Raw genomic sequence first — 21,392 nt, forward strand, 5'->3', positions numbered from 1 at the left:
AAGATATAAAGGTCAACGCAGACACAGCAGTTTTTATGTGGGTCAACATCTCTATCATTGGCTCCAGCTACATCAAATGTTCCCAAAAAATATAGAAGAGCTAATGCAAATTAGCCGCTATCGGTTGAAGGATTACATCAAAGGACAAAGAGCTATATCGCTTGCCCTATCTACCTTCTAGCTCGCTTGTCCCCCTCTCAGAAGTAAACCCCGTAGTCCACGTCGAGGATTACAAGCTTTACAGGTCTCCTGACCTCGCTTTTTTTCGGAAGACTTGAGAATTTCTTACTATTGGTTTTCGCGTATTTGTCCAGACTCGCTTAGATATACGAATAGGGGGGGGAAAGTAGATTTTCCTTGTTCCTAGAGAATTCGTGGCTAAATGCTTACCGCTCACTCCCCGTAGCGGAAATGCCCATTCGGCTGTGAACTATCGTTTCTCAGAGGTTCGTGTCAATTTTTGACAAAACTTTATGATCGATTTTGCATAGTTCTTATGAAAACTAACGATAGAAAAACAAGGGAGATTCAAAGTTCAAAGTTCCTTTTTTCTGAAAATCTTCCACCATAGGTGTCCATTGGCAAAAGAAAAAACGAGTAGAGGCTTACCCAATGCATTTATATCATAGAGAAGTACAAGCTTTCCAAATTCCCGTCCCTTGGCTACTAGGAGTTACCGTCGATTGTACGGCCTCCATTTCCAATCGAGATTTTGCGATTGGCAAGGATCAACTAATCAAATTTCTGGTCGCCACTCATCTACGAGGTCGATCTTTACCCGGTTTACCTTCCGATTTTGTATCCGTTACCGCTTTTAAAGATCGTCGAAATATTTTCGAACCGCCTCAGCCTTTAAATGTGGTTAAAATGGACAACGAAAGTCATGTAGCCGCCCTATGTCAGTGGGTTAATAACCTACGAAATGATGGTGGTAGTACCGCTCTATACGATGCGATTAAAATCGCCTCTTCCGAGTTGGTAACAATGGACAGCTATCTTCCCTATCAATATTTAAAACTTGTCCTCGCTATCACGGACGGGGGTGATAATAACTCGAATACTAGGTTACAAGATCTGAGTTATTTTCTGAACTCTAATCTTTGTTTGTCAGTGATCGGTGTAGGGAGTTCGGCTAGTTCCCAACTGTCTTCGATTAGTCGATACGCTACCTCGACTCATTCGATCGGTAACTTTGGAGATCTATATCAAGCCATGACTATTTCTTTGGGAGTTGTTATCGAGCGTCAGGGATTGATTCAATTCTAAATCGGCCTACCGAAAAAGACTTCATGGTTTCTTAAGATTCGTTTGCGTAATCGCCGGTCACAGGTCAGATAGGAGAGTAGGGCGGTAGGAAATTCGGTAAAAATTCGGTAGGTAGTGTATGTGATTGCTGGCCTCTTCCTTTCTTGGTTCCTCTTGTTTCTCTTCGGTCCATTTTTATTTTTATTTGGGGTTGTGTTAATTGCCATCGGGCTATTTAACGCGAACCCTCCTTTGATTGGCTTTGGGTTTATGTATGTTGCCTTGGGGATAGCTGGTGTGTGGTTGAGGGGAGGAAATTAAACAATATCTAACAAGGGTTAAGGTTTAGGCTCTCTTGGCGTTATCGTGATCGGCGAATCCGATCGAAGAAAGGGCGTAAGCCCTAAGCCCAGCAAGGCTTGCGCCTGGGAAGGCTTGCAATCAGAATGTAACATAGTAAGGAAGTGGGACTTCGGGGCAATTTTCTCTTACTGATCTCGCGTCGATCGGGTTTGCGGGTTCTTTCGGGATCGGCTCGGTGGGGAGACAGAGAAAAAAAGGGTGCGTGATGGGGAAAAACCGGTACAATCGAGTCATACTACCGATCACTGCCATCCAATCGAGATGTATCCCCGATGACCAATTCCTCCCCACACCATAATCCATTTCCTGACTGGCTACGCATGGAAATGAAAGTCGAACAGAAAGAAAATCCTATCCTTAAACTATTCAAGCCTAAACAAATTGACCTTGTAGCCACTATTCGATTTGGTACACACACAATAAAAACAACATATTATGGAGAAATAAAAATTGGCTTAAATAAAGGTAAATTACAGGCTGTTATAGAAAACGGAAAAGTTTCTTTAGATAATATGCAGTTATTCAACCCTTTGCCGCTAGAACGTGATGTTCAGGTAAAAGATGAAGTCACGAATGAAATGCAGTTCGGTGTTAAAGGTGAAGTTAATGTGTCTGTCAAACCCAAAATAGGAGGTAGCTTAGGGGCAGAGAAAAAAATTGGTCGAAAAAGATCAGAAGAATATCAAGACAAAAAATATGTTGTGGAAACGGCAGGGGGAGAAAGTGATCCGATCTGGATTTTTACACTTACGGGGGAGGTACTAAAGGGATTACTTAAAAAAGAAACCTTGGCCACTATTGATGTAACGAAAAATCCCTGTACAGTTGTCTGCACATTTCAAAAACCTGAATTAGAGGATATAAAAATACTTAAAGGAACTGGACTCTTAAAAGTGCTTGAAAATCTTGATCTGACAGAAAAAGAAGCGGCTACGATGATAGAAAGGAGTGTTGCTAAATTTATTTTACAAAACAATTTTAGAGATTGTGATTATTTGAGCTATTCTATTGTTTCTACTGTTTCTAAGTGATTGTTTCAAGTAACCACAAAAAAAGGAGTTATCTAATGGTTGCCGAAAGATGTGATGACGAAATAAATCGATACCTTCAGGAAGTGGTCGAAAAATTGAAAACGACGAAAACGGATAAATTTTCCAAAAGGGCTACAATTGTTGGTTTGAACCTCGCGGAAGACTTTATCGGAGTTGATTTAAGTGGGGTAGATTTAAGTAGCGATAATTTAAGTGGGGCAAACTTTAGCGAAGCGGATTTAAGTAACACTAACCTGAACGGAACCGATCTTAGTAACGCTAATCTCAGTGGGGCTAATCTCAGTGGGGCTAATCTCAGTGGGGCTAATCTCAGCGGGACTAATCTAAGCGGTGCAAAGGTAACGAACACTTTATTTATTAATAATCTTGGACTGAGTGAAAAATTAGAGAACGACCTTCAGCAACGAGGGGCAATCGACGCAAGACTAGCACTGATTGAAGTTGCGCTGAACCGATCGGAGCAAACCCTTCAAGAGTTAATTAGAAATGCCCAAAATTACCCAAAAAATAGCAAAGATAGAATTAGATGCGTAACCAAAATAGTGAGGGAAATAGTCGGAATATACAAGCAGAAGATCATATACCCTTCCGTTTCCCTTACTTCTTCCCCTCTAGCACACGAAATATGGAATGAAGCTCTACAGAAAACGTTAACTTCGGTTTTGTTAAACATTGATGAGTACAATCCGCAAGAATCTTTATTCTTAGAGTGGGTGAATGGGATATTTGTACAACAGAATAGTAGTACGATCAATCCATACACCCCGATCGCTCCGTCGGATGTAGCCTCGATCGAAAACTGGGAAGATCTATGGGAGGTAATCGAACAAGATCCCCGAGGACGATTCAAAGAAAAATTCTGGCAAACCCCAGAAGCGAATTTTCAGGCGATCGCTTTACAGCGACGAGATAATAAATCTTGGGAGGAGATTATCAAATTTTTCGGCCTTACCGATAACGCAGAGATAGGTCAATTCTATCGGGAGTGTACTCAGGATTTTCGGGGGATTTTCGAGGAATTCGTGATTAGAGGGCAATCCACCGTACAAATCTCCAGAAGTTTACAAATCTCTCCGGGGGCTGTCAACACGATCGCTAAAGTACAGTTTTCTAATAAAGTGGTAGAAGTGGGGGGAGGTTGAAACATGACTCGCATAGCTCGATCGCCGCTCCCGAAAGTGCTCTCCCTGTTTGCTATAACAGAGAGGAGACACATCGAGCATCAGCGATCAAGAATTTGGATAATAAAAATGGATGATCTAGAGAGGATAGTAGATGAATTAGAACTAAAGGCGAAAAGTTATCCTAAAGGCAGTAAGGATAGGCTGAAATACTTAACCAAGCTAACGAACGCGATCCTGCAATCCCAGCCAAGTTGTCAAAACCGCTATCAGTTACCCTATTCTATCTATAGGGAGCTACAGGACGAAGCTATCCAGGAAACCTTTATCCGCTTGTATAAGAAGATTGACGAATACGATCCCGCTCAAGGTCATATTTTACATTGGTTTCGGGAAACACTCCGCTATCGGTTTCTAGACCTCTGCGACAAGTATGTAATGGGTCGTCTTGTTCAAGAAAACAACAAAAAGAAACGAGTTCGGGATGAATCTCTTGATCAACCTGTATATCAAAATAATGATCCATCTAGTACGACTCCCCTAGACAAGTTAGAGCAACCCGAAACTGCTCATCCTCGTCATAGAGAATATGAAAAACTCAGAGAACTAATTGAGCAAGATCCCACTGGACAATTCAGGAAAGCTCACATTGGAAATCATGAGGAAGCGAATTTTCAGGCGATCATACTTGGCAGACTCGATGGGCGATCGTGGAAAGATTTATCCGAAGAATGGAAGATACCCGTTCCAGTCATCTCGGCTTTTTATCAACGCAATATTCAAAAATTTAAGCCAATCTTTCGAGAAAATCTTGACACTTAATGTAACCAATAAAAACCAATTGAAGCATAGGATATCCTGACCATGAGCATCGAAAACGAACAATTAACTTTTCCAGTACCTTTGGGAATGTCGGATTTTAACTGTGCTAGAGAGTTTAGCGGACAACAGAAAAATACCGCCAAAGCTCGTCAGGTTTTGCTCAATACCTTAGCCGTCCGTGCCGTTGGTTTTTATTGTCGTAATTTATTGAGTGTAGAGACGGATTTTGAGAATAGTGATAGCTGGAACAGTAGCACTCGAATCCTCATGGATGTAGCGGATTTAGAGATCAAGGGATTAGGGAAGTTAGAATGTCGTCCTATCCAGCCGGGGGAAAAGGTTTGCTATGTTCCCCCGGAGGTTTGGGAAGACAGAATCGCCTACGTCATAGTAGAGATCGACGAAAAAGAGAAAATGGCAAATCTATTAGGTTTTGTCAGAAAAGTGGATGCGGAACCAGTTTCCCTTGAGCAATTACAACCCTTGGAAGATTTGATAGATGTATTCGATTCTATTTCGCTTCAACAACGAATTGAACAAATTATACGAATCGAAAAACTTTTAGCTTCTGATTGGCTAGAATCAGAAAAAGTCTTAACAGCCAGTGGACGAAGTGGAAGATCTCGAAGGATCAGTCAGTCATCTCTTGATTCCTCGGCAATACTGTTAAATAAAGGAAAGTTAATTAGCATAGATGGACGGGACTTTGCTTTGATGGTTGACATCCGGCAACAGGAGAATGAACAAAATAAAGTTAAGGTGTCTTTTGAGTTAATTCCTGTCGGAAATATTAGAAGTTTACCTTCTGGGTTGGAATTCGCCTTACTAGCTCCCTCTGGCAAAATGTTAACCTCGGCGACCGCAAAACAAGGGGATAACTGCCTAAGAATTACTCCTATTTTTGATCTGGAAAAACTAGAACTTGCCAGACAAAACGGTAAACTCTATCAAGTCAAGATCACTTTTAATGGAAAAACTCATTCGGAAAGCTTTCCCAGTAATTGATTTAGAGCTTCATTTTTGAATTGGCGATGAGCGATTACAAAAGGAAAAAATTTCCATGACGCAGGAAGTTGAATTCAATATAGTTACACAAGATACGCAATCTTTTTTGCTCGAGGTCAGAATCAGCAAGGATTCTAACTCGTCCAGAATCCGTAGAAGACTTTCTGTTCCATTTTATCCAGATACACTAATTGAGTCTCTTGAGCGATGGCAACAAGCCTTCAATCATATAGTCAATCGTAATTATCATTCTCGTAATACTAGAAGAACAGGGGATGATGAAAATAATCAGAACATCGTTGAGAATGAAGACGATGATGATGCTTTTTTCATAAATGATTCGTATGACAAGAATTATAATAATTGTTGGGAATCCTATCAAAGTTTAACCACCGAATTGAACAACTGGCTTAACTCGGGGGAAGATTGGTCAAAGGTTCGGGGTTGGCTAACTCAAGGCCTTGATAAATCAGAAGCCGAAATTCAAGTTACTATTCAAACCGATGATCCTATCTTAAAACAACTTCCTTGGCAAGCTTGGGATTTATTATCTCAACACTACCCTCAAGCGGAAATCGCTATCGGCCCCCCAGAATATGAACCCCCTAAAGGATGGGGAAAGATTAGACAACATCCCCAAGTTCGCATCTTGATGATATTAGGTTCCGATGACAACATTACCCTCGATGAGGACTCAAAATTACTGAACAGAGTCCGAGAACATGGTGCGATACTAGAACCTTTAGAACAGCCAACCTTAGATGAATTGAAAAATGTATTAGTTGAACCTAAAGGCTGGAATATTATTTTCTATTCTGGCCATAGTGAAACTAACGATGAAGGGAAAGGAGTTTTACATCTCAATGAGCGGGAGAGCATCACTATTGATGATATAAAAGAACAGTTGGAAGTTGCTATACAAAACGGACTGTATCTAGCGATTTTTAACTCTTGTGATGGCTTGGGAATTGCCGCTCAATTGGCAGAGTTACGCTTACCGCAAAGTATCGTGATGAAAGAGGAAATTGATAATCAGATGGCGATCGATTTCCTGAAATATTTCCTCGATTCCTTCTCCCGAAACAAATCTTTATTTGTCTCGGTGGGTAACGCACGACAACATCTGCAAAAAACCTATGATAAACCAGAGAAATTTCCTGGAGGACATTGGCTACCCGTCATCGTTCCTAATCCCGCGGTTCCCTTAGCTACTTGGAAAGACTTTTTATCCGAGTCTGAATTGTCTCGTAAATGGCGTATTTTCCTAATTATAGGCGGAATAATAGGAGTCTTGGGTTTACCTCTCAGTATCGTTTATGAATTTGGTATCGAGAAAGCTATATTCTACGCGAAGCTATATCCTCATATTATCCTCTATCCTCTTTTTATGTTTTGGGCGGCTCTATGGCTTGTTTATAAAGGTTTTACCCAAATTATCAACAGATCAGCCCGGGGTCTACAATTAGGCATATTAGCAATGTTAGCTATCTCTGTCGTACTTCTTGTGATAGAGATGAGTGGTTCCAATATGTTTCTATTAGAGCTTAATAAAACGGCTCAAGCAAGTATCGATCTATCAACTTTTAACAAAAACACGATCGCCGATATTCAAAAAATACCGAAAGATATTCTAGATACGCAAAAGATTTTTCAGAAAGACCACATCGTGATCAGTAAGGCAGTCCTTGAAGAATCCTTGTCTAACTATATTGCGATTAAAAAGGATGATCAGATACCGGAAGAGCAGGCAAAAGGCTTTCATCAACTTATGGAAATTGGTTTAGATTATTTGACAACTTGGAAAGAACAAAAAAACTGGTCTTCTCTGAGCCGCGTGTTGTACGGTTATACTTTTTGGGCGATCACTTTTACAGGTTTATCATTTTTCGTTCTGTGGGTACAAAATCAAGATTTCAGAAAATTTTATAATCAAAGTAGATATTTTGAGTATTTAGTATTTGCTCAAGTAATGGTCGTCTTTTGGATTCCTTTTAGACTTTATTATGTCGTAAAAACCAAGAATATACTTTTTGGTTACACTGGTTTACAGTGGATGAAACCGTTAGAACCTTTTGTGTATTTAGTGATTTCCATTTTATTTGTCTTTACTCTTTATCAAACGATTCGACAACAACATAAATATAGAATGCTTATTATAACAATAACAATTGTGTCGATCGGTGTTTCTCTGTGGATTGGCTATGGACTAACCGATATACTCGATCGAACCTTCTTTCTCAATACTTCTAACATCGAAACATGGATACTTTTTCCCATATTGACGGGACTAGCCATTTATCTGTTTTTAAACTATCAAGACGAATAATTTTAACTGACGAATAATTTTAACTACTGAATATTGAAAAAATAAATGACTAAATCTTAAAAATTAATGAAACTTTATCACTTGTCAAATCAGTACAAAGGCTTGATATTTCTCCTGAGATTTATCGGCTTTCTTCCTGTTCCATTCATTCACGAGGAGGATATTTTACTAGCGACAGAATTTCAAAAATTTATCACTAAAACTTATAGCCCTTTCAAGAGTGAAGATCTACCAGTATTATTCCTACAACACGGCATGAATACAAGGGGAATTGAAGATCCCCGCATTCAACAATTAGCAAAAATTCTAGCTTCAGTTGGTTATCGAGTGATTGTCCCAGAATTCCCAGAAGTTAAGCAATTGCTCATTACTCCAGAAACAATCAAGCACCAGAGAGATTGTTTAAAAGCCGTTTCTTGTCTCTATCAAAAAAAAATTGGCTATATTGCCCCATCGTTTACGGGGGGACAGGGATTAATCGCCATCTCTCCAAAATCGATACAATCGATCGTTTCTTCCATTCTATTAATCGGTTGTTATTCGGATTTAGGTAAAGCACTAGAATATTGTCTAGAAAATTATGATCTAGACAACTATGGTTTATTGATATTTTTCTATAACTTTATCAACTTGGTGATTTCGGACACTCAAAATCTAAAAAATATTCTTCTAGAAATTATTGTCAAAGAAAACAATCCTGCCCTTGTAGAAAATACACTTGGGGATTTACACGGTTATCAAAGATTGTCTGATCGAGATCAAAAAATCTTGAATTCCATTTTAAAAAATAGTGATTATAGAAAACAGTTTGTTGACGATATCAAAAAACACTTATCCGCAAAATTCATCTATCAACTCTCTCCTATCAATTTTATTCAACAGATCGATCGTCCTATTTTTTTAATTCACGGAGATAAAGACCCCGTGATTTCCCCAAAATCAACCAGAGAACTGTTCCAAAAAATATCGTCTCATGGTATATCAGATTTTCTGATTTCAGACTTGCTGAGTCATGGAGACGTTTCTCCTTCTAAAATTATCTATAACTTATTTTCCTTGTTGTCAATATTTAATCGATTCTTTACCTATAACAAATAAACTACCCGCCCTTTCTCTCGGTCTAGCCCTCGCGACAATTCCGGTGAGCGCCTCGGCCAGTACCTTTAGTAATCTCTTCGCCTTCGGGGACAGTTTAACCGATAGCGGTAACGTGGCCATCGCCACCTACCCGAACTATCAACTTGTTCCCTTCGGTGCTTTGATGCCTTCCCTAGCGTACCAAAGCGGTCGCTTGACCAATGGTCCGACCTGGGTGGAAACCTTGGCAGCCCGTCTGGGGGTTAGCGCGTCTCCGTACCTAGAGGGAGGGACGAATTTTGCATTCGGGGGCGCAAGAACTGGGCCTCTGGGAACCACCCCGCCGACTCCGCCCAGCTTACTAAACCAATTTGCCCTATTTCAAACGAGTACGGGGGGAATCGCCCCATCGAGCGCCCTGTACATGGTTTGGGGGGGGAGTAATAACGCTCGCGACGCAGCCGGACAGAAACTCGCAGGGGATAGTGCTGGGGCGAGCGCAACCTTGACGGGGGCAGTTGGCGATCTTATTACGATTATCGGGGGACTGAAAAGTGCAGGGGCTGTTCATATCCTGGTTCCCAATCTGCCAGATTTAGGGCTGTCACCAGAGGCGACGCGGGGGGTGTCGGGGGCGAGCGCAGCGGCCACGGCGGTTAGCGTGGAGTTTAATGCCCTTTTACGGAATTCATTGACAACTTTTCGCAATGATCCGACGATCAATCTGATCGAGATCGATACCTTTAGTTATTTTGCCTCGATCACCAATTCGCCTAGTAGTTTCAGCTTAACAAACACCACCGATCCCTGTGTGGATCTGACGACGGTTTGCACGAATCCGGATGAATATTTGTTCTACGATGGACTTCACCCCACCGCCGCAGTTCACCGGCAGTTCGGCGAGTTCGTAGGCACTCAGGTGGTGGTGGTTCCCGAACCAGGCGGGATTACCGGTATCTTGCTCGTTACGGGGATCGGTGCGTTGGTGACAAAACGAAAAGGAACGGGTTCGACTCGCTCGACCGTCGCCCAACTTCCCTGAATTGTTCCTCCTAATGGGACTTAGACAAAAAACAAATCGAGAAAAGCCTCAACTCCAATCCCCGCTTGGAATTTACTTCGAGAAGCCCAAAATCGCTGAAACCCAGATAGATCAAGGAAAATCATAAATCGAGGTTAACCCTTTGTCCCGTAATGGTTTGAGCCTTTTTTGCTCCCCGAAAATGCCTAAGTCCCACTAGAAAGTCCTTTCATCTTCGCGCTTGCCGTAAAATTATGATTGTCTCTCTCCAAGAAGCTCAAGCCAAACTGCCCGAACTGATATACAATCTCAAACCGGGGGAAGAATTGTTGATTACCGATAATAATCTCCCACTAGCCAAATTAATCGGGCAAACCCCCACATCTCCCCAACGTCCGGGGCCTGGCCTATGTAAAGGAATGATTACCATCGTGGCCGATGATGAAGAACACTTACAAGACTTCGCGGAGTATCTGCATTGAAATGTCTAATCGATACCCATACTCTGCTTTGGTACACACTCAACGAATCCCCACTAAGTAGCGCCGCCCATCAACTAATTATTAACCAAAATAACGAAATATTAATCAGCCCAGCATCCTATTGGGAAATCGCCATCAAAATCAGTATCGGTAAACTCATTTTACATCAATCTTACAAAGATTTTATCGACGTATGCCTTAATCAATATCAATTTAATATCCTTGCCATCACACCAGAACATACGGATGCGCTGATCACCCTTCCTTTTTATCATAAAGGCCCCTTTGATCGCCTTCTGGTAGCTCAAGCCATTGTTGAAAATATTCCGATTATTAGTGTAGATACTATTTTAGATCGGTACGGTATTCAACGTCTTTGGTAGGGCGATCGTTTTTCTCAACCTATCGGAAAACTCGACACTATAACCCCTTTCTAATCCCTCGATTTGATGTTTTTCTACCAAGGTTCCCACGTCTCCTGCGGATAATCTTGCTTCGCGAATATCTTTTAATAAAATCCCATTGAGTAAAGTTCATAATTGATGGTTATTATTTTGATCTAAAAAGTCCAGAAAATCTTTTGCTTTCACGATCTGAATATTTTGATATTCAACCAGTGAAAGAAGATGTTTGTCTCCCGTGATAATATGGGTAGCCTTGCCAGCGATTGCACATTCTATGATCATATCGTCATCGGGATCATTGGGAACGGCTCTAAGTGTTCCACCTATAGAAACAATGCTAGAAGCATCACAAATTTCCTCAATGTATTTTCTAACTCGTTCTTCAGGAAATTTGATTTTTAGTAGAAGTTTTTCGGATAATTCGCCTAAAATCTCTGGACAAGTGACCGATCGAATCAGTTTGCTTTGGGCTAGGGAAAAACAACTATTCGGGCTACCGCTTTTAGAAAGCGCAGCAGATATGAGAATATTTGTGTCGAAGACAACAGTATAAATCACTACTTCTCATGAACGATTTCATCGATAAATTCTTCTCTTTCGTCTTCCGTCATGGTATCCCAATCGTAGCCGCGTTCTGCTGCGACGATTTTTGCCTGTTGGCTTCCGTAATCGGTTATAGCTTCCATATTTCCCCACTGACGCTGGATGAGGAATCTAAATAGTTCCTGTTGCTGTGCTTCGGGGAGTTGTTTGACTAATTCGATCACTTGTTCGTTGCTTAAGGTTAAGTTTGGCATAGGTCGCTTCTAGACAATAGCATGATTAATCAGTTTAACACGAGTCCTTAATGGAGAGGGTTTTCGGTTCGCCTACACCTTCCGGGCTTCGATCGGTTAGAATCGAGAAATTATCGGCCTAGAAAATCCTTTCATCTTCGCGCTTGCCGTAAAATTATGATTGTCTCTCTCCAAGAAGCTCAAGCCAAACTGCCCGAAATGATATACAATCTCAAACTAGGGGAAGAATTGTTAATTACCGATAATAATCTCCCACTGGCAAAATTATCAGAATAATAGAATGATCTCGCACACCTCGAAGCGTAAACCTTCGCGATCAAAGAGCGAAAGTGCAAGGGTTTTGAGTCCATATTTCGATTTCTCAACGTTTGTTTCTTGCACTTTTTTGCCAAAAAAACCCCAAGCCATTTTCTAGCATGACCTCCACTGATATTTAGCAAGCCCTAAGTATTAATGATCTTTTAAGTCCATTTAGTTAAAAAATCTTGTAGTGGCGGATATGGTATTCGTTTTAATTTACCAAAATTAGTATCTTTTTCATAATCATTATCTGCCAATGTTTCCCCTGCCCTTTGTTTTTTCCTGCCATTATTACTAATCACCTTGGGAACATTATCAATCCATTTACCGCCAGTTTCTATCAATCGTTGATCTCTTGCTCGAATGCAATCGATCATTGAAAACACTTCAATGTCAACGATAAACGGTGAACAAAAACCATTTTCTTCTTGAAGTTGAATAGCTGCAATCAATAAAACATCTTTTTCGGCATCAATACTATCAATCGTAATATTTTCTTTTAGTCTTGCTGATGGTTCTCTTGGTGTCGGTGGTCTTTTGAGTTGTAAAGTTTTATTATCTACAAATAAACCTTTTAACTCTACTCTTTTGCCTGAAATATGAATGTAGTCGGGATAACTTTCTCGTTCTCCAATTTGACTGGGAGATTTCTCTAGTCCAATGTTTGTAATTTTTTCCTGATTTTGATAATTTGAAATTAATTGAATTTGGGGTAAAACTCCATCTAAAAGTGTGTTAACAATTACAGCCACTTGGCTAGGTTCAAATCCTTTTAGTGCTTGATCTGGAATACTCAACCAATCTATTTTTATGCCAATCAATGACTTAAAAATATTGCGTAGTGATTGAATTTCTTGTGGTGATATATCGGGCATAATCATTAATTATTTGATAAATTTGCCTGTTTCATTATCTGTCTGCAAGTAAGAAGGTTTTGCCAAGATTGCTCTGCTAGAACTATTAAACTAGAGTTTATTTTTGTCCGTTCTTGCAATGTAGGAACGCTTACAGGTATCTGTTCCAAATTCTCTACGCTTACTCTTGGACGTGTTCCACCACTCCCTGCTGGCATTTGATGGAGAAATAAAGCTGATTTGAGATAACACCACCAAAAATAAGGTAGGTTATCTTTGGGTATGATCTCTACAAACTCTGAATTAATAGGATAGAATAAGGGACTATCTTTTTCGATCCAAGTTGCTTTTGGTGTTACTAAAACATTGCCAAGATAGGCTCTCATAGTGCCAAAAATTAGAGATTGTTCACCGACAACACTATATCGTCCTTTTGCCAAATAATTATCTTCTAGGACAAAGGTTAATAGTTCTCCTTTTGGAATGTTTTTATATTCTATCGGTGCAAAATGACACAAACTAATATCGCATTTATGATTGATAATTTTTTGAATATCAACAAAATCTGATAGAGTATAACCTAATTCATTCTTTTTGTAATGATAGGGATTCCAGATACCTGCTTCTATCTTACAGGTATCTACTATTGTCAAAAAAGTATGCCCGTTTTTTTTCATTGTTTTTATACTTAAATACCGAGAACTTTGGCGACTTCCTTGTTTTCTAGCAATGTTTTTAGATCGTTGCTTTCTGTCTTTTTTTGCTGATTGTTCAGGGGGATGCCAATTGAAGAAATATTAGAAAAAATCGTCTTTTTATTTATTGTATTTTTACCTTTTTTGTCCAAGACAATAATATCGGCACGAGTCGTGGTATTTGAAGTTGATTGAAAAACGCCTTCAGGTAATATTATAACGGCAGTTAATAACCAACTTTTCTCGACACTTTGACGTAACTTTTCATACTCTTTATTTGAGATAATTGAATGAGGCAAAAGACAAACTAAACGTCCGTCAGGCTTTAATAACTCTAGAGCTAAATCAATAAATAGAGCATCGCTATTTCTATAGCCTAAATTGAATAAGTCGCTTTGAGATTCTAACAAGTCTATTGGCAGTGAAAACGGTGGATTTGCTACAATGTAATCTACTTGACCAAATAGTGTTTGAATTTCTTGATCGGGACGATAAATATTCGAGGTAAATAGAGAAATATTGTGACTTTGGTTAGTATTTATTCTTAAAACTAATTCCGTTAAACAGACCAACATCTCATCTACATCATTGGCAATGAGATGACAAGGTTTATATTGCCAACGTTCTCCCGCTTCTTTTAGAAAAGTTCCACTGCCACAAGTAGGATCCATTATTAAAGCATCCGATTTAATAGGAAGCATACTGACCATTTGTTCTGCTATTGCGTGTGGGGTAAAAAACTTTCCCGTAATGTCTCTGAATCTTTTAGCTAAAAAGTATTGATAAAAAATAGGTAGGTTTTTTCCATTGACATCTTTTTTTATCTGACAATAAATTATTTCTTGAAGAGTCTTGTCTTGAAATACAATTTCTGATAAGCATCGCCCTTTCATAATAATCTTATCGAGCTTTTTAGTAGTTTCAATGGCAAAAACATCAATGTAAGAATAGGCAATTACATTGAATACATCTTCCCCTTCATAGCCAAACTGTCTAAAAGCTAACTCTATATCTTTCAGAGCTTTAGTTTCTAACATTCTTTTACCTCGCACTTTTTGATCCAGATTTAGATTATACATTTTGTTAATCTCCTAAAAACCTTCTGGCTTTAAGACAGGACGATAACGTAATTTGATAATAACAGAACCACTAAACCTAAAGCTTGATTGAAAAGCAATAAAATTGAGTTGCTGAGTCATTATCCCATTGTTACAAATCTGATTCATTATTATTTCATAATTCATTTTAAATTCAGAACCATTTTTATCAATTAGAAATATAAAATCAGCACATCTTCTATTAGGATTGTCTCTAGATGGATCATCTTCATAACAAAAATCTTCGGTTTTATAGATAACCGAACCATTATTACACTTAATAGCGAAAAAAACGCTAGTAATTCCTGATTCTAAAACTTGACAATTATATTTTCCTTGCTGAGTTTCGATAAAACCAATTGCTTCAAACCAAGTGTTATTGATTAATCTTTGCGGCCAGTCCTCTGGACATGAATTAGCAAAAGCAGCATAGTTTTCTAAACTTATTATTATGCTTATAGCTTTTGTTAACCATTTTAACATTTCAAATTTTCCTTTGCATAAGGATTAATTATAGTAGTTTTATTGTAGGTTAACTTTATGTTAACCTACAATATTTTTGTACTAACTAACTACCGCCAATCCTTGCCACATCGCGGGCGTTGGCTTCAAAAGCCGCATCGAGAGCAGAATCGCCGGTTAAACCAGAATCTAACGCCTCTTTAATACACTGCAACATCCGCTTATAATCCTTGGGCATTACTTTAACAAACTTGGGCAACATTTCCGACCAATTTGCTAAAACCAGGGCTGCTTTTTGACTATGGGTGTAATCAGCATGGCGTTGAATTAACTCGCGTAAATCGTTGATTTCTTCCCCTTCTAGCGCCTCTAAAGCTACCATTTGGGTATTGCAACGAGTGGCGAAATCCCCCGACTCATCGAGGACGTAGGCGACACCACCACTCATCCCGGCGGCGAAATTGCGACCGGTGGGCCCTAAAACAACGACTTTACCCCCCGTCATATACTCACAGGCATGGTCGCCAACGGACTCAACCACCGTAGTCACCCCAGAGTTACGCACCCCAAAACGTTCCCCAGCAACCCCAGAAATATACACCTCACCACTGGTCGCGCCGTATAAAGCCACATTACCGATGATAATATTCTCCTCGGCCACAAAAGTGGAACCTTTGGGCGGATAAACGATGATTTTGCCACCGCTTAAACCCTTACCCACATAATCATTGGCATCCCCTTCTAACTCCAGTGTCACCCCTTTGGGAACAAAAGCACCGAAACTCTGCCCCGCGCTGCCCTGAAAATGGAGATGTACGGTGTCTTCGGGTAAACCCTCCCAGTGACGTTTAGTGATTTCGTTGCCTAAAATCGTCCCCACCACGCGGTTAATATTTTTAATCGGTAGTGTCGCCTTGACTTTTTCGCCTTTTTCAATGGCATCTTTGCATAAATCCAGTAAAACGGTTATATCCAAGGACTTATCTAAACCGTGGTCCTGGGGAATCTGACAATAACGCCCTACCTCTGCATCTACCTCCGGTTGATAGAGAATCGGAGTTAGGTCAATTCCTTTCGCTTTCCAATGTTCTACAGCCTGTTTCGGCTCTAATACATCAGTTCGCCCCACCATTTCATTTAAGGTGCGGAATCCCAATTCGGCCATAATTTCCCGCACTTCCTGGGCGATAAATTTCATGAAATTCACCGTATATTCAGGATCCCCGATGAAATTCTTCCGTAATAACGGATCCTGGGTCGCTACCCCCGCCGGACAGGTATTAAGATGACAAACCCGCATCATAATACAGCCTAACGTCACCAGTGGCGCGGTCGAAAAACCGAATTCTTCGGCCCCCAATAGGGTCGCTACCACCACATCGCGGCCGGTTTTCATCTGGCCATCGGTTTCCACCGCAATGCGACTGCGAAGATTATTTAACACCAATGTTTGATGGGTTTCTGCTAGTCCCAACTCCCAAGGTAAACCCGCGTGTTTAATCGAGGTTTGGGGTGAGGCACCGGTCCCACCATCGAAACCAGAGATTAAAACCACGTCGGCGTGAGCTTTAGCGACTCCGGCGGCGATTGTGCCAACTCCCACCTCAGAAACCAGTTTTACGCTCACTCTGGCCGCACGATTGGCATTTTTTAGGTCATGAATCAACTCCGCTAGGTCTTCAATCGAGTAGATATCGTGGTGGGGTGGGGGAGAGATTAAACCGACTCCGGGGGTGGAGTGACGGACTTTGGCAATCCAAGGATAGACTTTTTTACCCGGTAATTGACCGCCTTCGCCAGGTTTTGCCCCCTGGGCCATTTTTATCTGCAATTCTCGCGCTTGGGAAAGGTAAAGACTGGTGACACCAAAACGGCCGGAAGCCACCTGTTTAATGGCACTATTTTTCGAGTCTCCCCGTTCATTTGTCCAAGTGTAGCGCTCGGAATCTTCGCCCCCTTCCCCGGTGTTCGACTTGCCACCGATACGATTCATGGCAATAGCGAGGGATTCGTGGGCCTCTTTGGAAATAGACCCGTAACTCATGGCCCCGGTTTTAAAGCGTTTCATAATCGCTTCAATCGGTTCCACTTCTTCGATGGGGATACTTTCCCGGTTTTTAAAGGTTAATAATCCCCGCAGGGTGAAGAATTTTTGATTTTGTTGGTTGACCAGTTGGGAATACTGCTTAAAGAGGTCGTATTTGCCCAATTTTACCGCTTGTTGCAGGTTATGAATGGTTTCTGGGCTAAAAAGATGGGCTTCCCCGTCCTTACGCCATTGATATTCACCGCCAATATCGAGGGTATGCACATTAACGTCCCGGTCGGGGAAAGCGTGGCCATGTCTGAGCAGGGATTCTTTGGCAATAATTTCTAAATCGGCCCCTTCAATGCGGGAAGCTGTCCAAGTAAAATAGCGATCGACTACCGATCGATTTAAGCCGATAGCCTCGAATATTTGCGCCCCACGGTAGCTTTGCAGGGTGGAAATGCCAATTTTAGAGGCCACTTTAATTACGCCCTTGGTGGCGGCTTTTATGTAGTTTTTACAGGCACTCTGGTGGTCAACTCCTACCAATAAACCTTCCTCGATCATACTGCCGAGGGTGGCAAAGGCTAGATAGGGATTAATCGCACCGCAACCATAACCGAGTAAAAGGGCGTAGTGATGCACTTCCCGGGGTTCGCCCGATTCCAGGACAAGGCCGACGCGGGTACGGGTTCCCTGCCGGATGAGGTGGTGGTGTAAACCGGCAACCGCCAGCAGTGAGGGAATCGGGGCGTGATTTTTATCGATACCTCGATCGCTTAAAATAATAATGCTCGCGCCCGCTAAAATTGCCTCGTCCACCTCTTGACAAATTGCCTCAATTGTGCTACGCATCCCCTCGACTCCCGAAGTGGGATCGAAGAGAATGGGAATAGTCACGGTTTTAAATTCGCTATTGCCCTGTAAACGCGCTAATTGGGCGTTAGTGAGGATGGGAGAGTTAAGTTTAATCAGGTGACAGCTTTCCGGCTGCGGATCCAAGAGATTTCTCTCCGCGCCGATAGTGGTGATGGGAGAGGTGATAATTTCTTCGCGAATTGAGTCAATCGGGGGGTTAGTGACTTGGGCGAATAACTGCTGAAAGTAATCATAAAGCAGTTTTGGGCGATCGGACAAGACGGCTAGGGGTGTATCGGAACCCATGGAACCCACTGCTTCCACTCCATCCCGGCCCATGGGGGCTAATAAAAGACGTAATTCCTCAAAAGTGTAACCGAAAGCGGTTTGCTGTTGAATTAGGGAAACAGCAGTTTCCGGTGGCGCAGTTTCAACGGCCGGTAAATCATCTAAATTGACTAAATTTTCGTTTAACCACTGGCGATAGGGATGAGCTTTGGCAATAGCTTCTTTTATCTCCTCATCGGCCACGATACGACCTTCTTTCATATCCACAAGGAACATCCGGCCGGGTTGCAGACGACCTTTAAAAGCGACGCGTTCCGGTTCAATGGGTAAAACTCCCGCTTCCGATGCCATGATTACTAGGTCATCTTTGGTGACGTAGTAACGGGAAGGACGTAAACCATTGCGGTCCAACACTGCTCCCATCATCGTACCATCGGTAAAAGCGATCGAGGCCGGACCATCCCAGGGTTCCATCAAACAGGAATGGTATTCATAAAAGGCTTTTTTCTCATCACTCATCGATTCGTGGGCTGCCCAGGGTTCAGGAATCATCATCATGACAGCGTGAGGGAGAGAACGCCCCGATAAAACCATTAATTCTAGGGCATTATCAAAAATTAAGGAGTCACTACCCTCGATATTAATAACCGGCTGGATTTTTTTGATGTCTTCCCCGAACAAGGGTGAGGCAAACATCGACTGACGGGCGTGCATCCAGTTAATATTACCTCGCAGGGTATTAATTTCGCCATTGTGGGCAATATAACGGTAAGGGTGGGCGCGTTCCCAACTGGGGAAGGTATTGGTACTAAAACGGGAATGGACTAACCCTAAAGCGCTTTGAAAGTCGGGGTCGCGTAAATCAGGAAAATAGTCACCCACCTGTACCGGCATTAATTGCCCTTTATAGACAATGGTACGACTCGAAATACTGCAAGGATACCAGTAACGATTAAAGGATTGACGACTGAGGTGGGAACGTTTGCGAATAACGTATAATTTGCGTTCAAAGGCCAGATCATCGCTTAAATTGGCATCGCGTTCGATGAAAACCTGTTCGATAAAGGGTTCGGTAGATTTGGCCGAATTGCCTAAACTGGAGTTATCCGTGGGAACATCACGCCAACCGAGAACTTTTAACCCCTCTTCGGCGGCGATTTTCTCGAATTCCTGCCGACCTTTCCCGCGAATTTCGGCATCAGGGGCCGTGTAAAGCATTCCTACCCCGTATTGTCCCGCTGCCGGTAAGGTAAAACCTAGATTACTGGTCACTTTCCGGAAAAATAGGTCGGGGATTTGGCACAAAATACCCGCCCCATCTCCGGTATTTTTTTCCGCACCGCACGCGCCACGGTGATCGAGGTTTAGTAAAATTGTTAAGGCTTGTTCAACAATATCGTGGGACTTTTTACCCGTTTTATGAACGATAAAACCGACACCACAAGCATCATGTTCAAATCGGGGATCGTATAGTCCTTGTTTCCGTGGAGTTTGATTGTTATTCATCTTGTCTAATAGCCTAGCAGTCTGGAAGGGAATGGCCTAGAGGGTGAGCCAGAGTAGCGATTCTAGGTATATCAATTTTGTATCCAGACTGGACCTTCGGTCTTATATCTTAAGGAAATGTTTCGATGTCACAAGGGTTCCTTTACACCGAAGAGATTATTCACGAATTTTTTAGCAGCGGATCGATTAAGTCGTCGGGAATGTGGTTACGCTCGATATAAGCGTTAATTTCCTCTAGATGGTCGCTGTAATAGGTCAACGCACTGAAGACCTGACTTAACGTCAGATGGGGCATTCCTAGGGGTATTTCTTCGGGAGCGACCCCCATACGCCAAGTTTCGACGATGGCGCGGACGGGTGTACGCGTTCCTTTGATAATTGGTTCCCCGTGTAAAATCTCGTCGTCTCGAACGATATAGAGATATTCGGTCGCTTGAACCATCGCGGTCTTCTGGAGTGGATATCGTTTAGTTTATCGTATCGATCGAACCCCCGACTATTCCCCATAAATATCGGTTCGGTTACTTCAGCCACCCGATCTCACTTGCGGCGATTGTTTCGCTCTTTCTCGCCATTTTTTTGAATTTTCTGTAATTACCTCGCCCATCGATCGGGCTTTTTCCGCCGCATCCCGTGCCATTTCCAGAATTTCCTCTAGTTCCCGTTCATTTAGTCCTGTTTCTTTTTCTTCCATCACCGTAAACCCTGCAAGCGATTTTTAACCTTATTCTAGTTTCTAAAATACGTCCGAGCTATGATCGCCTAACTCTAGAGCTAAAGTAGAGATAGGGTTTAATTGGAGCTATGTATGGAAGCGATCGAATTTAGGACGGTTATTTATAACGGTCAAGTGAGCGTTCCCCCCCGATATTCTTCTCAATGGGAAGGTAAGATGATACGGGTGATTGTTTTGGATGACTCGGAAATCGTCCCCGATCCGAGCCAGAAAACTGAAAAAACGATGTTCGAGGCGATTTCTTTAAATACACGGGGATTTACATTCGATCGGGACGAGGCTAATGCCCGATCAAGTTTTTATCGATACTAATGTCTTAATTTACGGGTATTCTGAGGATGAGCCGGATAAACGACAGCGAGCGATTGATTGTGTTCGATCGGGTGAGACTTGGATTAGCACACAGGTTTTAAATGAAACGATAAATGTATTAAAACGGAAATTTTCCCTAAGCTATTCGCAAATTCGAGACGCTGTACAAGAGGTTTCTAAGGGATTCCCAATCATCCTCGTTTCTGTTAATACGATAGAGATGGCATTGAATCTAGCGGAACGTTATCAATATAGTTACTTTGATAGTTTAATACTGGCCAGCGCTCTGGAAGCGGGCTGTCAAATTCTCTACAGTGAAGATTTACAAGATGGTCAGCGAATCGAGAATCAATTGATGATCGTTAATCCCTTTGGTTAAGTAGGTAGGTGTTAAAAGTTGTCAGACACCCCCCTTATTAAGCTATCCATTAGTCACATCTTTCTTAACATAAAATTTGACAAAAAGAGAAAAGTGTGCCAGATGGCTCAAGGGGGTTCTATGGGGGAACTAATTTGATGAGATAGTTTCCAAGTCTGGCT

Annotated in this window: 24 protein-coding genes; 14 read left to right on the top strand and 10 right to left on the bottom strand. The window is 41.7% G+C overall.

Annotation, left to right across the window (positions count from 1 at the left end):
- From IM500_RS21535 to IM500_RS21585, 11 genes are all read left to right on the top strand, one after another.
- A partial coding sequence (locus tag IM500_RS21535) for a transposase (protein WP_287716773.1) occupies nucleotides 1-181 on the top strand: 181 nt, incomplete at its 5' end.
- 431 nt (nucleotides 182-612) lie between these two features.
- Nucleotides 613-1,266 carry a VWA domain-containing protein gene (locus IM500_RS21540; RefSeq protein ID WP_287739503.1) on the top strand — a complete coding sequence of 218 codons (654 nt, stop codon included), beginning with the start codon at nucleotides 613-615 and terminating at the stop codon, nucleotides 1,264-1,266.
- Nucleotides 1,267-1,880: 614 nt separating this feature from the next.
- Nucleotides 1,881-2,639: a hypothetical protein gene (locus tag IM500_RS21545; RefSeq protein WP_190718710.1), complete on the top strand. Its 759-nt coding sequence runs from the start codon at nucleotides 1,881-1,883 to the stop codon at nucleotides 2,637-2,639.
- A gap of 35 nt (nucleotides 2,640-2,674) precedes the next feature.
- Nucleotides 2,675-3,802 carry a pentapeptide repeat-containing protein gene (locus IM500_RS21550; RefSeq protein ID WP_190718706.1) on the top strand — a complete coding sequence of 376 codons (1,128 nt, stop codon included), beginning with the start codon at nucleotides 2,675-2,677 and terminating at the stop codon, nucleotides 3,800-3,802.
- A gap of 108 nt (nucleotides 3,803-3,910) precedes the next feature.
- Entirely contained in the window at nucleotides 3,911-4,603 is a 693-nt protein-coding gene (locus tag IM500_RS21555; RefSeq protein ID WP_287739504.1) for an RNA polymerase sigma factor, read from the top strand.
- Between the two features lie 42 nt (nucleotides 4,604-4,645).
- Complete coding sequence (locus IM500_RS21560; RefSeq protein ID WP_287739505.1) at nucleotides 4,646-5,608, top strand: DUF1822 family protein; 963 nt, start codon at nucleotides 4,646-4,648, stop codon at nucleotides 5,606-5,608.
- Between the two features lie 55 nt (nucleotides 5,609-5,663).
- Nucleotides 5,664-7,934, top strand: coding sequence for a CHAT domain-containing protein (locus tag IM500_RS21565; protein WP_287739506.1), 2,271 nt, complete (start codon nucleotides 5,664-5,666; stop codon nucleotides 7,932-7,934).
- 66 nt (nucleotides 7,935-8,000) lie between these two features.
- Nucleotides 8,001-9,032: an alpha/beta hydrolase family protein gene (locus IM500_RS21570; RefSeq protein WP_287739507.1), complete on the top strand. Its 1,032-nt coding sequence runs from the start codon at nucleotides 8,001-8,003 to the stop codon at nucleotides 9,030-9,032.
- The gene (locus IM500_RS21575) at nucleotides 8,947-10,053 is read left to right on the top strand and encodes an SGNH/GDSL hydrolase family protein (RefSeq protein ID WP_190718691.1); all 1,107 of its coding nucleotides are present in this window, start codon (nucleotides 8,947-8,949) and stop codon (nucleotides 10,051-10,053) included. Before IM500_RS21570 ends, IM500_RS21575 begins: the two co-directional genes overlap by 86 nt.
- A 233-nt stretch (nucleotides 10,054-10,286) precedes the next feature.
- A complete protein-coding gene (locus tag IM500_RS21580; protein WP_002763578.1) occupies nucleotides 10,287-10,514 on the top strand; it encodes a type II toxin-antitoxin system Phd/YefM family antitoxin in 228 nt (75 codons plus the stop codon).
- Entirely contained in the window at nucleotides 10,511-10,897 is a 387-nt protein-coding gene (locus tag IM500_RS21585; protein ID WP_190718688.1) for a type II toxin-antitoxin system VapC family toxin, read from the top strand. Before IM500_RS21580 ends, IM500_RS21585 begins: the two co-directional genes overlap by 4 nt.
- Here the strand turns inward: IM500_RS21585 and IM500_RS21590 are convergent.
- From IM500_RS21590 to IM500_RS21600, 3 genes are read right to left on the bottom strand one after another with little or no spacing between them, the layout of a single operon-like run.
- The gene (locus IM500_RS21590) at nucleotides 10,865-10,987 is read right to left on the bottom strand and encodes a hypothetical protein (RefSeq protein ID WP_002799393.1); all 123 of its coding nucleotides are present in this window, start codon (nucleotides 10,985-10,987) and stop codon (nucleotides 10,865-10,867) included. The genes IM500_RS21585 and IM500_RS21590 overlap by 33 nt on opposite strands.
- A gap of 60 nt (nucleotides 10,988-11,047) precedes the next feature.
- Complete coding sequence (locus tag IM500_RS21595) at nucleotides 11,048-11,476, bottom strand: putative toxin-antitoxin system toxin component, PIN family (protein ID WP_147069325.1); 429 nt, start codon at nucleotides 11,474-11,476, stop codon at nucleotides 11,048-11,050.
- Nucleotides 11,476-11,715, bottom strand: a complete 240-nt coding sequence (locus tag IM500_RS21600; RefSeq protein ID WP_002750644.1) for a hypothetical protein — start codon at nucleotides 11,713-11,715, stop codon at nucleotides 11,476-11,478. The genes IM500_RS21595 and IM500_RS21600 overlap by 1 nt, the downstream gene beginning before the upstream one ends.
- 156 nt (nucleotides 11,716-11,871) lie before the next feature.
- Between IM500_RS21600 and IM500_RS21605 the strand changes: the two genes are divergently transcribed.
- The gene (locus tag IM500_RS21605) at nucleotides 11,872-11,991 is read left to right on the top strand and encodes a type II toxin-antitoxin system Phd/YefM family antitoxin (RefSeq protein ID WP_069475345.1); all 120 of its coding nucleotides are present in this window, start codon (nucleotides 11,872-11,874) and stop codon (nucleotides 11,989-11,991) included.
- A 185-nt stretch (nucleotides 11,992-12,176) separates the two neighbouring features.
- Here IM500_RS21605 and IM500_RS21610 read toward each other — a convergent pair whose 3' ends face one another.
- The 7 genes from IM500_RS21610 to IM500_RS21640 form a co-directional block, all read right to left on the bottom strand.
- Nucleotides 12,177-12,896 carry a hypothetical protein gene (locus tag IM500_RS21610; RefSeq protein WP_190718685.1) on the bottom strand — a complete coding sequence of 240 codons (720 nt, stop codon included), beginning with the start codon at nucleotides 12,894-12,896 and terminating at the stop codon, nucleotides 12,177-12,179.
- Complete coding sequence (locus IM500_RS21615; protein ID WP_190718682.1) at nucleotides 12,896-13,546, bottom strand: restriction endonuclease subunit S; 651 nt, start codon at nucleotides 13,544-13,546, stop codon at nucleotides 12,896-12,898. The genes IM500_RS21610 and IM500_RS21615 overlap by 1 nt, the downstream gene beginning before the upstream one ends.
- Before the next feature lie 11 nt (nucleotides 13,547-13,557).
- Nucleotides 13,558-14,643, bottom strand: coding sequence for an HsdM family class I SAM-dependent methyltransferase (locus tag IM500_RS21620; protein WP_190718679.1), 1,086 nt, complete (start codon nucleotides 14,641-14,643; stop codon nucleotides 13,558-13,560).
- Between the two features lie 12 nt (nucleotides 14,644-14,655).
- Nucleotides 14,656-15,144 (bottom strand): hypothetical protein, encoded by a 489-nt coding sequence (locus IM500_RS21625; protein ID WP_069475342.1) that lies wholly within the window; start codon nucleotides 15,142-15,144, stop codon nucleotides 14,656-14,658.
- 85 nt (nucleotides 15,145-15,229) lie between these two features.
- Nucleotides 15,230-19,804, bottom strand: coding sequence for a glutamate synthase large subunit (gene gltB / locus IM500_RS21630; RefSeq protein WP_287739508.1), 4,575 nt, complete (start codon nucleotides 19,802-19,804; stop codon nucleotides 15,230-15,232).
- 160 nt (nucleotides 19,805-19,964) lie between these two features.
- Entirely contained in the window at nucleotides 19,965-20,246 is a 282-nt protein-coding gene (locus tag IM500_RS21635; protein WP_190718674.1) for a DUF433 domain-containing protein, read from the bottom strand.
- Nucleotides 20,247-20,330: 84 nt separating this feature from the next.
- Entirely contained in the window at nucleotides 20,331-20,498 is a 168-nt protein-coding gene (locus IM500_RS21640) for a hypothetical protein (protein WP_002750660.1), read from the bottom strand.
- A gap of 114 nt (nucleotides 20,499-20,612) precedes the next feature.
- Here IM500_RS21640 and IM500_RS21645 point away from each other — a divergent pair, with 114 nt between their 5' ends.
- The gene (locus IM500_RS21645; RefSeq protein ID WP_190718671.1) at nucleotides 20,613-20,852 is read left to right on the top strand and encodes a hypothetical protein; all 240 of its coding nucleotides are present in this window, start codon (nucleotides 20,613-20,615) and stop codon (nucleotides 20,850-20,852) included.
- Nucleotides 20,824-21,231, top strand: coding sequence for a PIN domain-containing protein (locus IM500_RS21650; RefSeq protein WP_287739509.1), 408 nt, complete (start codon nucleotides 20,824-20,826; stop codon nucleotides 21,229-21,231). Before IM500_RS21645 ends, IM500_RS21650 begins: the two co-directional genes overlap by 29 nt.
- Nucleotides 21,232-21,392: the final 161 nt, after the last annotated feature.

Origin of the sequence: Microcystis sp. M179S2 (genome assembly GCF_020245805.1) — a bacterium.
Lineage (GTDB): Bacteria > Cyanobacteriota > Cyanobacteriia > Cyanobacteriales > Microcystaceae > Microcystis > Microcystis aeruginosa.